Source organism: Cyanobium sp. ULC065, assembly GCF_977927515.1.
In genome coordinates this window covers 1,903,313-1,915,862 of sequence record NZ_OZ376393.1, presented here as the reverse complement: position 1 = coordinate 1,915,862, position 12,550 = coordinate 1,903,313, and the positions used below count along the sequence as shown (strand labels likewise).

At 59.2% G+C, this 12,550-nt stretch carries 7 protein-coding genes and 2 pseudogenes; 2 read left to right on the top strand and 7 right to left on the bottom strand.

Features of this window, described 5'->3' with window-relative positions:
• Nucleotides 1-10: 10 nt before the first annotated feature.
• The 6 genes and pseudogenes from ACXMDP_RS09420 to ACXMDP_RS09395 form a co-directional block, all read right to left on the bottom strand.
• Nucleotides 11-1,399 carry a hypothetical protein gene (locus ACXMDP_RS09420; RefSeq protein ID WP_259729319.1) on the bottom strand — a complete coding sequence of 463 codons (1,389 nt, stop codon included), beginning with the start codon at nt 1,397-1,399 and terminating at the stop codon, nt 11-13.
• Nucleotides 1,374-1,715, bottom strand: coding sequence for a hypothetical protein (locus ACXMDP_RS09415; protein ID WP_457766744.1), 342 nt, complete (start codon nt 1,713-1,715; stop codon nt 1,374-1,376). The genes ACXMDP_RS09420 and ACXMDP_RS09415 overlap by 26 nt, the downstream gene beginning before the upstream one ends.
• Before the next feature lie 51 nt (nt 1,716-1,766).
• The gene (locus ACXMDP_RS09410; RefSeq protein WP_457766743.1) at nt 1,767-8,306 is read right to left on the bottom strand and encodes a CHAT domain-containing protein; all 6,540 of its coding nucleotides are present in this window, start codon (nt 8,304-8,306) and stop codon (nt 1,767-1,769) included.
• Between the two features lie 164 nt (nt 8,307-8,470).
• Nucleotides 8,471-8,734 carry a hypothetical protein gene (locus tag ACXMDP_RS09405; protein WP_259729322.1) on the bottom strand — a complete coding sequence of 88 codons (264 nt, stop codon included), beginning with the start codon at nt 8,732-8,734 and terminating at the stop codon, nt 8,471-8,473.
• Between the two features lie 211 nt (nt 8,735-8,945).
• A complete protein-coding gene (locus ACXMDP_RS09400; RefSeq protein WP_311134118.1) occupies nt 8,946-9,302 on the bottom strand; it encodes an alpha/beta hydrolase family protein in 357 nt (118 codons plus the stop codon).
• A 110-nt stretch (nt 9,303-9,412) separates the two neighbouring features.
• A pseudogene (locus ACXMDP_RS09395) lies at nt 9,413-9,502 on the bottom strand (alpha/beta family hydrolase); the annotation flags it as partial.
• A 186-nt stretch (nt 9,503-9,688) separates the two neighbouring features.
• Between ACXMDP_RS09395 and ACXMDP_RS09390 the strand changes: the two are divergent.
• Nucleotides 9,689-10,912, top strand: a complete 1,224-nt coding sequence (locus tag ACXMDP_RS09390; RefSeq protein WP_259729673.1) for a glycosyltransferase — start codon at nt 9,689-9,691, stop codon at nt 10,910-10,912.
• 454 nt (nt 10,913-11,366) lie between these two features.
• Nucleotides 11,367-11,693, top strand: coding sequence for a YnfA family protein (locus ACXMDP_RS09385; RefSeq protein WP_259729323.1), 327 nt, complete (start codon nt 11,367-11,369; stop codon nt 11,691-11,693).
• 108 nt (nt 11,694-11,801) lie between these two features.
• Here ACXMDP_RS09385 and ACXMDP_RS09380 read toward each other — a convergent pair.
• Nucleotides 11,802-12,005, bottom strand: a pseudogene (locus ACXMDP_RS09380) (hypothetical protein); the annotation flags it as partial.
• Nucleotides 12,006-12,550: the final 545 nt, after the last annotated feature.

The following is a 12,550-nucleotide window of genomic DNA, read 5'->3' as shown; positions in this document are numbered from 1 at the left end:
TGTGGTGACCTCAGCGAGGAGCAGCTCGACGAAACCATCCCAGCTGGGAACCCACGCGGCCGCCGAGGCTCCAGATGAAAAAGATCAGGAGGGCCGCCAGCAGGCCGAGGGAGGCGTGGATGGCGATGTCTGACAACCAGAGCAACTCGGGAGGAGGGGCGGCTGGCTGATGGTGAGGCCGCTGGAGCCGCTGAAGGAGTTTTTCCGTGGGCCTGGGGCGGGTGGAGGCCGCCAGGCCACTGATTGTGAGGCCAGAACCAACGATGGTGAGGGTTTTGCGGATAGTCTGCTCGCGTGCTTTCTCCGCTTCCTCCAGAGCGAGTTGCTGTTTCTGGGAATCCAGCGTCACGATTGTGCGGATCGCATTGATCGCCTGGTCTGCGTAGCGACGTCCGGGGGAGAGAACCTTGAGGTCGTGTTCGATCTGCCTCTGATGGATGGGGCAGTCTTGATCGAGAAAGCCGCCCATGAACGTGTCACCCTCCAGCAGCAGAAAGGGAATGCTGTTGCGGGCATTGGCCACGTTGTCGATCAGGGTGAGCAGATGGATGTCCATGTCACGCTCACAACGGGAGAGTTGATGCGCATGGTCTGGCAAGGCAGCCAGATGAGCTTCAAGAATCTGAATCCGTTCCTGCCGTGCCAGGTGAGTATTCTCGCTGATCTTCAGCTCGGAGATCTGGGATAAGTGGCTTTCGATTGCTTCGTAGTGCCGTTTCCCCTCGGCAAAGCAGATGGCTGCTTGCTGGACCACGAAATCAATCTTTGCACGGCAAGAGAGCATGTTCAGGATGTGCTGAACCTCACGTCCATCGCTATCCTGCTTGCTCTTGATCCAGATGTAATGCGTCGTGGTTCCTGCGTCAACCTCCCGGATCGGTGAGCCGCGCAGGATTTCAGTTCTGCTCAGATCAAGGTCGGTGATACCCAGGACCTCAGCGATCATGGCGGCGGCAAACGCCTCTGAGGGATCGTCAGAGATGATGGTGATCAGAGTGCATTGCCCGAGCGAAGACGTCAGAGAATAACGGCACTCTCTGAGCAAAGAGGCGGGCTTGTTCGCAACGGTGGAAGAAAGATCAAGAATGAACGTGTCGTGCAGGAGGAATGGCTCTACCTTCTGCAAAACCTCAGCATGGCAATGCCCAGTAGTTTCTAAGGTGTAGAAGCCATCGCCGGGTGCCAATGGTGTGAGGCCTGGGTGAAAGCGACTTGACGAATTGGAGGTACGGATTAACTCGCGGATGATCTCCTTGCGGTGCTGATCTGACAGCCCCGGCACAACCCCCAACAGCCTATCAATGCCATCATGGTCAACCGGTTTGCCCAGCCCATGGTGCAGCTGAAAGACAAGTTGATCAAGGCAGGCAAACTCAACGGGTTGGTTTGGGTTCACCATTCTTGTCAGATGCTCGCTGGGAATCCAATACGATGTTGCGAATGGAAGCCTTGAACTCTTCGGGGTTGAGCCGGGGCCTGACTCCACCAAGACGTGTTTCCGTGTTCGTTGCTGGCGAGGATGAAAGAGGAAAGAGCGTTGTGTTGATCGCTGCGTGTTGTGTCAAGAATTCGCTCAGCTTGCTCGTCAGCTCTTCGCTGCTGATGGTTGGAAGCAGTGCGTCGGAAAATTCAAGGATGGCGTTGCGATCTTCAGGCGTGAGGATCGAGTGATTGGCTTGGAAGGCGGCTTGAAACTTGTGGGCATCCGCTGGCATGTGGCGAGCCATGCATCGTCTTGACAACAATAGCGAGGCTTGCCGGGCGGCCTATTGCCCGACCGCGCAGAAGGCCGCCCAATAAAACGGGCTGCTGTAGAGGCAATCGGTTGGCTGATGCCGCCGCTTCAGCTCCTGGATGTCGTAGGTGTAGTTGGGGCGCACCGCTTCAGGGAGGCTGGGCAGCGCATCCTCGATCCGTGCCACGGCCTGCTCACAGGTGAGGTGGCGCAGCCAGTGCTGGGCTTGCTTGAGGGCAATGGCCACATCGGTTTGCCTCGGGGTTTGCTCCTGCTGCTTGAGCAGGCGGTAGAACTCAGCCATCAGCAGGCCGGTGCTGATGTCGCTCACGGTCCAGAGAGTACCGATGACGCTGTTGCAGCCGGCAAAGAGAAAACCACTGCTGAGGCCCACAAACTCATCGCTCAGGCTGTTGATCTCGCTCAGGCCGGTTTCACAGGCGGAGAGGGTGACAAGGCGTGCCTGGCGCAGGTCCAGCTGGAAGAGATCGAGCAGGGTGAGGCACCTGGTGAGGTCGAGGGCGCCCCCGTCCAGTTGCGGCAGGTAGCGGTCGGGATCGGCATCGTCTGGCTGAGACTCCACGTGGCTGTCGGCCAGGATGAGGGCCGAAAGCTGCGGTTGCGCAAAGTTGAACGTGCCGTGGCAGGAGAAGTGGAGGCAGGTGCTGCTGGCCAGGGTGGAGCTGTTCCGCTCCAGTGCGGCTTTGGTGGCTGCCTGTTGCCTGAGCACCGTGGGCTGGGGGCCAAACAGGGGATGGATGGCCTCAACTTCGAGATCGGTGTAGGGGAGATCCCGGGTGGGGTTCTCGATGGCAAACAGAGAATCAAGGCCAGTCTGCGGGCGCTGCTGAACCAGCTGAAGCACCTGCAGGCTGGGGGCAAAGCGCACACCGCGGGCAAAATGATCCAACAGCGTGTTGTTCGACTCACTCAGCGACAGGCAGTGGAGCGGGAGCAGGTGCAGAAAGCGGTGGGGAACCAGGATCAACTGATCCGCATCCGGGGCCATCTCTGAGATCTTTCTGGCCAGGGAATCAATCTCCAGAATCCCGGCTAATTCCATCAGCGTCTTGGGCAGGGATCGTGCCCATTCCTCTTTCTCCTGAAGGTAGGTTTGAATGTAGCTGGTCAGGGCTTGGATCAGATTCTTAAGAGTGTCTTCTGGGTACACATGACAGGTTGGCTGTGCGGCTTGTGCTGACACAAGAAAGGCCACCAGCCTGTCTCCTGCCACATACCAACTCACCAGGGCTGTGCGCCCATCCGGCAGGGCGGCTTGCAACTGCTCAAAGGTAAGAGGCTGCACCTTCTGGCTCAAGGAGAAGGTGGGGTCAATGGGTTGAATGTCGACCTGGATCAGGTGCTCGAGTTCTTGCTTTTCCCGCAGCAGCCGGTTGGTGGAGACCTGATAGGCCTGTTGTTTCGGCGGCCCTAGATTCAGGGTACGAGTATCGCCTCTGGCAATCGATCCACCCTCTGCGATGGTGCCTTGTGCTGCGTCTGTCTTGTTGAGCTGCCGTTCAACCCGGGCTATGGAGCCGCGCAGGGCATCCAGGCGGCGAATCACTTCTGGTGGGATGTCTCCCTTGGGATAGAGGTCTTTGGTGGCTAACAGTTCGACGAGATTGCGGGCTTTTGAACGATCAGCCACCTCAAGGGCTTCTTCGTAGTGCTCGGTATCCACATACACCTGCACGAGGTTGGCGTACACCTCGATGGCTTGGGCCACAATCTCGGCTTTACGCTTGGGATCAATCGCAACCGAGCGCAGGTTTTCCACGGCAGAGATGGCGAGCTTGTAGCCGTTGATGGCAACATCGCGCAGGTTGTTCTTAAAGCCCAGATCGCCAAGGTTCCTGGCTGTCGATAGGCAATCTGCGGAGCGGGTCACCGAATCCCGAATCCGCAAGGCATTGGTAAAGGCCTCGATGGCGTTTTCAATCTCTTGTTTCGGATTCTCTGAGAACGGGGCAAGTTTGCTGTAGGCGGCGCCAAGATTATTGTTTGTGGTGGCCCAGGCTTGCGATAGTTCGGCTTCTGTGTAGACCCGCAAGGCATTGGTATAGGCCTCGATGGCGTTCTCGATTTGTTGTTTCGGATTCTCTGAGAACGGGGCAAGATCGCCGTAGGCGTTGCCGAGATTATTGTTAGTGGCGGCCCAGTCTTGCGGCAGCTCGGCTTCTGTGTAGACCCGCAAGGCATCGGCAAAGGCCTTGATGGCATTCTCGATCTGTTGTTTCGGATTCTCTGAGAACGGGGCAAGATCGCGGTAGGCGGCGCCGAGATTATTGTGTATGGTGGCCCAAGCTTGCGGCAGTTCGGCTTCTGTGTAGACCCGCAAGGCATTGGTATAGACCTCGATGGCCTTCTTGACCTGTTGTTTGGGACTCTCCGAAAACGGCGCAAATCTGAAGTATGCGTTGCCAAGGTTAGTGTTTGTGTCGGCCCAGGCTTGCGGCAGCTCGGCTTCTGTTCTCACCCGTAAGGCATTGGTATAGGCCTCGATGGCGTTCTCAATGTGTTGTTTCGGATTCTCTGAGTATGGGGCAAGATCGCCGTAGGCGATGCCGAGATTAAAGTTTGTGTTGGCCCAGGCTTGAGGCAGCTCGGCTTCTGTTCTGACCCGCAAGGCACTCGTATAGGCCTCGATGGCGTTTTCGTTCTGTTGTTTCGGATTCTCTGAGAACGGGGCAAGTTTGCTGTAGGCGGCGCCGAGATTATTTGTTGTGTCGGCCCAGGCTTGCGGTAGCTCGGCTTCTGTTCTGATCCGCAAGGCATTGGTATAGGCTTCGATGGCTTTCTCGATCTGTTGTTTCGGATTCTCTGAGAACGGCGCAAGATCGAGGTAGGCGTTGCCGAGATTATTGTTTGTGGTGGCCCAGTCTTGCGGCAGCTCGGCTTCTGTTCTGACCCGCAAGGCATTGGTATAGACCTCGATGGCTTTCTTGATTTGTTGTTTCGGATTCTCTGAGTACGAGGCAAGTTTGCTGTAGGCGGCGCCGAGATTATTGTTTGTGGTGGCCCAGTCTCGCGGCAGCTCGGCTTCTGTTCTGACCCGCAAGGCATTGGTATAGACCTCGATGGCTTTCTTGATCTGTTGTTTCGGATTCTCTGAGTACGGGGCAAGATCGCCGTAGGCGGTGCCGAGATTATTGTGTATGGTGGCCCAAGCTTGCGGCATCTCGGCTTCTGTGTAGACCCGCAAGGCATTGGTATAGACCTCAATGGCCTTCATGATCTGTTGTTTCGGAATCTCTGAGAACGGGGTAAGATCGCTGTAGGCGGCGCCGAGATTATTGTTTGTGGCGGCCCAGGTATGCGGAAGCTCGGCTTCTGTGTAGACCCGCAAGGCATTGGTATAGGCCTCGATTGCTTTCTCGATGTGTTGTTTCGGATTCTCTGAGAACGGGGCAAGATCGAGGTGGGCGTTGCCGAGATTACTGTTTATGGCGGCCCAGTCTTGCGGCAGTTCGGCTTCTGTGAAGACCCGCAAGGCATTGGTATAGGCCTCTATGGCGTTTTCGATCTCTTGTTTCGGATTCTCTGCGATCGGGGCAAGATCGCGATAAGCGCTGCCGAGATTATTGTTTGTGGCGGCCCAGTCTTGCGGCAGCTCGGCTTCTGTTCTGATCCGCAAGGCATTGGTAAAGGCCTCGATGGCGTTTTCGATCTGTTGTTTCGGATTCTCTGAGATCGGGGCAAGATCGCGGTAGGCGCTCCCGAGATTATTGTTTGTGGTGGCCCAGGCTTGCGGCAGCTCGGCTTCTGTTGTGATCCGCAAGGCATTGGTAAAGGCCTCGATGGCTTTCTCGATCTGTTGTTTCGGACTCTCTGAGAACGGAGCAAGCTTGATGTAGGCGTTACCGATGTTATTGGTTGTGGCGGCCCAGTCTTGCGGAAGCGCGGGTTCTGTGAAGACCCGCAAGGCATTGGTATAGGCCTCGATGGCGTTCTCGATCTGTTGTTTGGGTCTCTCCGAAAACGGCGCAAAGTTGCAGTATGCGTTGCCGAGATTAAAGCTTGTGCTGGCCCAGGCTTGCGGGGACACCGCTTCTGTGTAGTCGCGCAAGGCATTGGTATAGGCCTTGATGGCTTTCTCGATCTGATGTTTCGGATCCTCTGAGAACTGGGCATGTTCCATGGAGGCGTTACCAAGATTACTATTTTTCATTGCATATTCTTGCGACAACTCGGCTTCTGTGAAGACCCGCAAGGCATTGGTATAGGCCTCGGTGGCTTTCTCGGTCTCTTGTTTCGGATTCTCTGAGAACGGGGCAAGCTTGCTGTAGGCGAAGCTGAGATTACTGTTTGTGATTGCCCAGTCGCGCGGCAGCTCGGCTTCTGTTCTGACCCGCAAGGCATTGGTATAGGCCTCGATGCCTTTCTCGATCTGTTGTTTAGGATTCTCTGAGAACGGCGCAAGTTCCAGGTAGGCGTTGCCGAGATTAAAGTTTGTGGCGGCCCAGTCTTGCGGCTGCTCCGCTTCTGTGAAGACCCGCAAGGCATTGGTATAGGCCTCGATGGCGTTCTCGATTTGTTGTTTCGGATTCTCTATGAACGGCGCAAGATCGCCGTAGGCGTTGCCGAGATTAAAGTTTGTGGCGGCCCAGGCTTGCGGTAGTTCGGCTTCTGTTCTGACCCGCAAGGCATTGGTAAACGCCTCGATAGCTTTCTCGATCTGCTGTTTCGGATTCTTTATGAACGGCGCAAGATCGCCGTAGGCGTTGCCGAGATTATTGGTTGTGGCGGCCCAGGCTTGCGGCAGCTCCGCTTCTGTTCTGACCCGCAAGGCACTCGTATAGGCCTCGATGGCGTTTTCGATCTGTTCTTTCGGATTCTCTGTAAACGGGGAAAGTTTCCTGTAGGCGCTGCCGAGATTATTGGTTGTGTCGGCCCAGGCTTGCGGTAGTTCGGCTTCTGTTTTGACCCGCAAGGCATTGGTATAGGCCTCGATGGCGTTCTCGATCTGTTGTTTCGGATTCTCTGAGAACGGGGCAAGATCGAGGTAGGCGGCGCCGAGATTATTGGTTGTGTCGGCCCAGTCTTGCGGCAGCTCGGCTTCTGTTTTGACCCGCAAGGCATTGGTATAGGCCTCGATGGCGTGCTCGATCTGTTGTTTCGGATTCTCTGAGTACGGGGCAAGATCGCCGTAGGCGGCGCCGAGATTATTGGTTGTGGCGGCCCAGGCTTGCGGTAGTTCGGCTTCTGTTCTGACCCGCAAGGCATTGGTATAGGCCTCGATGGCGTTCTCGATCTGTTGTTTCGGATTCTCTGAGAACGGAGCAAGATTGCTGTAGGCGATGCCGAGATTAACGTTTGTGGCGGCCCAGGCTTGCGGTAGTTCGGCTTCTGTTCTGACCCGCAAGGCATTGGTATAGGCCTCGATGGCGTTCTCGATCTGTTGTTTCGGATTCTCTGAGTACGGGGCAAGATTGCTGTAGGCGATGCCGAGATTAAAGTTTGTGTCGGCCCAGGCTTGCGGTAGTTCGGCTTCTGTTCTGACCCGCAAGGCATTGGTATAGGCCTCGATGCCTTTCTCGATCTGTTGTTTCGGATTCTCTGAGAACGGCGCAAGTTCCAGGTAGGCGTTGCCGAGATTAAAGTTTGTGGCGGCCCAGGCTTGCGGTAGTTCGGCTTCTGTTCTGACCCGCAAGGCATTGGTATAGGCCTCGATGGCGTTCTCGATCTGTTGTTTCGGATTCTCTGAGAACGGGGCAAGCTTGCTGTAGGCGATGCCGAGATTAACGTTTGTGATGGCCCAGGCTTGCGATAGCTCGGCTTCTGTGTAGACCCGCAAGGCATTGGTATAGGCTTCGATGGCGATCAGCAGATTGGATCGCGAACTGCCAAGTTGATACTCCTGCAGTAAAGATCCAAGGTTGTCAAGAACGGCGGCCAGGGCCTGTCGCTGGCCTTCATCTGCCTGTTCGATTGCACCTGGAAACCAGTTGCTCAACAGGGCTGCCAGATCAGTGTTCAGCAGCGACAAATTAGCGCTGAGGAGAGAGAGCACGCTCGCCGGATCGCCATTGCTGTCTGCAACCGTCTGCAATAACTGCATCAAAAATGCTTCTTGCTCAATCGAGTGGCTAGCTTTGGCGGCAGGTACACCATTCGCCAGTTGGGCGGCAAAGCTGCGCAGCCAGGCAGCAGCTTGCTGGTTGTGCTGCTCCACCAGCCCCATGGCCACCTGCTCACACATCCGCAAAAGTCCCTGATCCAGGAGTTCGCTGTGTGCCTCCAGGATCCGTTGCTCTTCTCCGACTTGGCACGCTAGTAGAAGTTGAATCAGATCGACATAGGCCTGCTGCCTCTCCGCTGATGGGGGCTCCTGCGGCGAATCGCCCTGCCGGATGAACTCCGAAATCTGTTGGCCAAGATTCTCCAGAAACCCGGCTGCATCGGTAGTCCCCTGCTGCCGCAGAGTTTCCGAATAGTGCTGCATCGCCGCCACCAATCCCTCATCGAGCAGCTCTGGGTGGGCGTTGAGGATCGTGTTCTGCTCCCCGCTGGGGCACTTCAGCAGCTTGTTGATCAGTTCTGCGTAGAGGCTCAAGCGTTGGTCGTCCATGGAACGGTCAGCGACGTGAACTTGGCGATCGGGCTCGCCGGGAGGGGTCTTGAGGGTAATGGAGCTTTGTCAGTGCCCATCGATCTACCCCAGCTCAGGGCAGCCGGACTTCCAAGCGCAGATCTCTTGCCGTTGCAGCCAGGGACCATGGGGCTGGGCCTTGATCACCCGCCGCAGCTTCCCGCGACCCGGCGATCAACAGCTGGTTGCCAAGGTTGAACAGGGCAAAGCTGCTGTTCGGCATCCCCCGGCCCAAAGGCAGCGGGGAGGCGTTTCACCTCCTGCCTAAAGCGCAGGGCCGTGTCCTTCTTGAGGTCCGCCCTGCTCGAGAGCACGTTGGTGCGCAGGAAGCGGGCCTTGCCGTACTCGCTCTGATTCACGAACAGCACATAGGGCCTATCCCCATCTGTCCCCGGCTGGTTGTCCATGGTGGTGATGCGGATCTCAGCCGTGGCAATGCTCAGCTCAGATCTGCTTCCCCACTCTTCAGCCCAACTCCCTGCACCCACTCGCTCACCACCTGTTCCATGACGCTGCGCAGTGAGTCACCCCACCAGCTTGACAGCGGATTGCCGGTTCAATCCCGCAGCTGGGTCTCTGGCCGCACCAGGTAGGTGTTGGGCAACTCGGCTGTGGAGCTCAGCGGAACAACAGCTCCCGCAGGAACTGATCACTCAACGCCACCGCCGTGGCCCAGTTCTCCGCTTCGCTGAGGCCCGAACTGCGGGTGGGCTTGAAGCTGTGGTCCCCACCTGGGATCCAGCTCAGCTGTATCTGGGGAGAAAGGTTGTAGGACTCCACCTCCTCCCGCCGCCCGAAGCTGTCCCGCTCCCCCTGCAGGATCAAGGTGGGCGTCCGCAAGGCGGCCAGGTGCTCGGTGCGCAGCTGCAGCGGCTTGCCGGGCGGGTGGAAGGGATAACCCAGGCACAGACAACCGCGCACCCCGTCGCTGGCGGCCAGTTCATCCACCAGCAGGCTGGCCACACGGCCGCCCATCGACTTGCCGCCGATGAACAGGGGCCGCTCCGGGCCTCGCCCGTCTCCAGCTGCACCTGCTGGCGGAACGCCTCCTGCAGCACCGGCATCCGTTCAGGCCCCTGGCGGCGGCCCGTCTCGCGCATCCGGGCCATGTAGGGGAACTCAAAGCGCACCACTCGCCAGCCCTGCTGCGTAAGGCCGCTGGCGATGGCCGCCATGAACGCGCTGTCCATCGGTGCACCGGCCCCGTGGGCTAGCAGCACGGTGGCCGGCGCGGCATCGGGACCGTCGATCAACCGTGGCGCGGAAGTGGGGGCCTCAGTCGTCATCCGCCAATCCTGGATCGGTTCAGGGTGATGCGTGAGCCGGGCCACCATGGGCGGAACAACCTTGAGGGCTACGGCATGGATCCAGCCACGGCCCTCGCCTGGGTTCTGCTGACGCTGGCCGCCACCGCCGCCCTTGGCCTGGTGATCCTGATCGCCGGCCTGGCGCGGGTGTTTGCGCGGGCGCCCAGGCTGGCGGAACGGCCGGAGCCGGGATCGGACGCTTCAGCGACCCTGGCCAACACCTCACTCACGGTGGTGGTGCCCGCCTACAACGAAGCGGCCAACATCGCCGCCTGCCTCACCAGCCTGCTGAGCAGCGAGGACCCCTGTGGCGACTGGCGGGTGCTGCTGGTGGACGATCGTTCCAGCGATGCCACGGTGGCGATCGCCCTGGAGGCGGCAGGGGCCTGCGGCGCCACGGAGCCGCGCTTCTCGCTGCTCGATGCCGGGCCCCGGCCGGTGGGCGAACGCTGGGTGGGCAAGAACTGGGCCTGCAGCCGCGCCATGGAGCAGGTAAGCAGTGATTGGGTGCTGTTCGTCGATGCCGACGTGCGCTTGCAGCCGGCCACCCTGCGACGCGCCCTGGCCCAGACGATCGCAGACGGGGCCGACCTGTTCAGCCTGGCGCCGCGGCTGAGCTGCGGCTGCCTGGCGGAGTGGATGGTGCAGCCGATCATGGCCAGCCTGCTGGGGCTCGGCTTTCCGATCGAAGCCGCCAATGATCCCGCCAGTCCGGTGGCCTTCGCCGCCGGGCCGTTCATGCTGTTTCGCCGCAGCGCCTACCTAGCGATCGGCGGCCACCGGGACCTGGCGGCAGAGGTGGTGGAGGACCTGGCCCTGGCGCGGCGGATCAAGCAAGGTGGCCATCGTCTGCGCTACCTGCTGGGGCTGGATGCGCTCGAGCTGCGCATGTACAGCGATTTCGCCTCTCTCTGGGAAGGCTGGACCAAGAACTGGCTGCTGGGCCTCGATGGCGATGTGGCCAGGGCCCTGGCGGCCTCCTCAGTGGTGCTGCTGATGTTCAGCGGCCCATGGTTGCTGACACCGGCCGCTGCGATTGCGGCCGCGCTGCTGCCCGGCCAGCGACTGCTCCTGCTGCGCGCCCTTGCCCTCGCCCTGATGGGCATCGGCCTGCAGCTTCTCCTGCGCCTGTGGACCCGCCGCCAGTTCCAGGTGCCGCTCACCCTCTGGTGGCTGATGGGAGCCGGTGGCCTGGTGGTGGCCGCGATCGGTCCGGTGTCGGTGTGGCGCACCCTCAGCGGCCGCGGTTGGACCTGGAAGGGGCGGCCGTTGGCGTGAACAGCGACCGGTTCATGAAGAGCCGTTGCCGCAGATCACAAGCGGTGTCCTCCTGACAGGAAAGTCTTGCCACCTGCGGCCGGCGGATCGATGGTGATGACATCAGCAACCGGGAGGCTCCAGAAGATGGACGACACCCCACCCGAGCAGGTGTGAGGAGCGCGCTGACGATCCGGCCCCTGCTCCAACACTCTCATCGGATCTCTGGCTTCCCTGGCGTGTTACGCCGTCGCCGTCCATTGCACCGCTATAGGTGCCCCGGACCCAACGGGAAGTCCCACTGGAACCCTGGCCCCAGGTGCCAGCGTCAGCCACTCCGTCCCATCTACCAAACACCTTCAGAGCCCGGTGGCCTCGTCACCGGGCTTTGAAGGTGTCGTACCGCTGCCCATTGCATCGGCAGCGCAGCTGATCAGACCGCGTGGCAATACTGGATTCGCTTCACCTCTGTGCCGTGTTGAGGTCCACCGGGCTCTTTCTGTTCACCGCAGTTGCCGAGATCCTGGGCTGCTACCTCACCGATCAGGTGCTGCGACAACAGCGCTCGGTTTGGCTGCTGATCCCAGCGGCCTTCTCACTCGGGCTGTTCGCCTGGCTGCTTACCCTCCACCCCACAGCGGCTGGGCGTGTTTACGCCTCCTATGGCGCCGTGTATGTGGCGATGGCCCTGATCTGGCTGCAGCTGGTGGAGGGGGTTCCTCTCACCCTGCGAGACGTGATCGGCGGCAGCGTGATTCTCACCGGAATGACCATCCTGATGGGTGGAAGCCCAAGGCCGTAACCCAGGCGTAGGTCTTCGCGTTGATCGCAGAACTAGGCGGCTAACGTGCGGGTCGGATAATTGGTGCAGACCACCAGCAAGTTGCCGTTGCCACCACCATCTCCGATGGCTGACGCCCTTGGCCTCAAGCAACACCGTATCAAAGGCGGTGAACTTCAGCCATTCACTGCCGACCTTCTTGGTGCTCACATAGCCGGCGGCTCGCACCAGATCGGACTTGACAGCATCTTCCAGCCCATTGGCTTGGGTGAGCAGGCCAGATCCAGTGAGGTCAAGAAGGGGCGGGTGTCCGCCCCGTAAGCAGAGGCTTATGCAGGCCTCGCCATCACCTTTCCCATCCAAGTAGGCATGGCTTTGGGTCGACCATCGGCTCCAGTCACGACAACCAGCTGAACGTGCGGCACCAGGAACTGAACATGCCCGTGATAACGGCGGGTTCGTTCGTGCTTCGGTTGGCTTGGCGGATCGGGGCCAGTCAGCACAGAGAGTCCAGGATTGCTTCAACCAGCTCGCTCATTCATACACGTGCTCAAGTGAGGCTTCCTTCAAACCAGGATTGGATGTGCTGAAACGTCTGCGCATGGTCCTCTGAAATGGTGCGCATGTCCGGATTCAACGTCAGTTGTCTAACGAAAGCTGCAACATCCACGTTCTGTTCCTCCCCTTGCCGGTGATTCTGTCCGCTCCCGCTGCATCTCACTCCACGACTGCCCTGTCACTGAGCCATGATCGCCGCAATTGTGCCAACAACCAAGCAGTTGGCCGGGGGAGGGGAGGGGCCGGAAGTGCCACGGTTGCTACAGTTATGCAGCTGTTGGAAGTTTATGCTACAGATTATCGGCAAGCTCACCGCTTCG

What these genes read in the sequence shown, in the direction of transcription:
- ACXMDP_RS09420 (WP_259729319.1), bottom strand. Translation starts at nt 1,399, where the DNA reads ATGGTGAACCCAAACCAACCCGTTGAGTTTGCCTGCCTTGATCAACTT.
- ACXMDP_RS09410 (WP_457766743.1), bottom strand. Translation starts at nt 8,306, where the DNA reads ATGGACGACCAACGCTTGAGCCTCTACGCAGAACTGATCAACAAGCTG.
- ACXMDP_RS09400 (WP_311134118.1), bottom strand. Translation starts at nt 9,302, where the DNA reads ATGGGCGGCCGTGTGGCCAGCCTGCTGGTGGATGAACTGGCCGCCAGC.
- ACXMDP_RS09390 (WP_259729673.1), top strand. Translation starts at nt 9,689, where the DNA reads ATGGATCCAGCCACGGCCCTCGCCTGGGTTCTGCTGACGCTGGCCGCC.
- ACXMDP_RS09415 (WP_457766744.1), bottom strand. Translation starts at nt 1,715, where the DNA reads ATGCCAGCGGATGCCCACAAGTTTCAAGCCGCCTTCCAAGCCAATCAC.
- ACXMDP_RS09405 (WP_259729322.1), bottom strand. Translation starts at nt 8,734, where the DNA reads ATGGACAACCAGCCGGGGACAGATGGGGATAGGCCCTATGTGCTGTTC.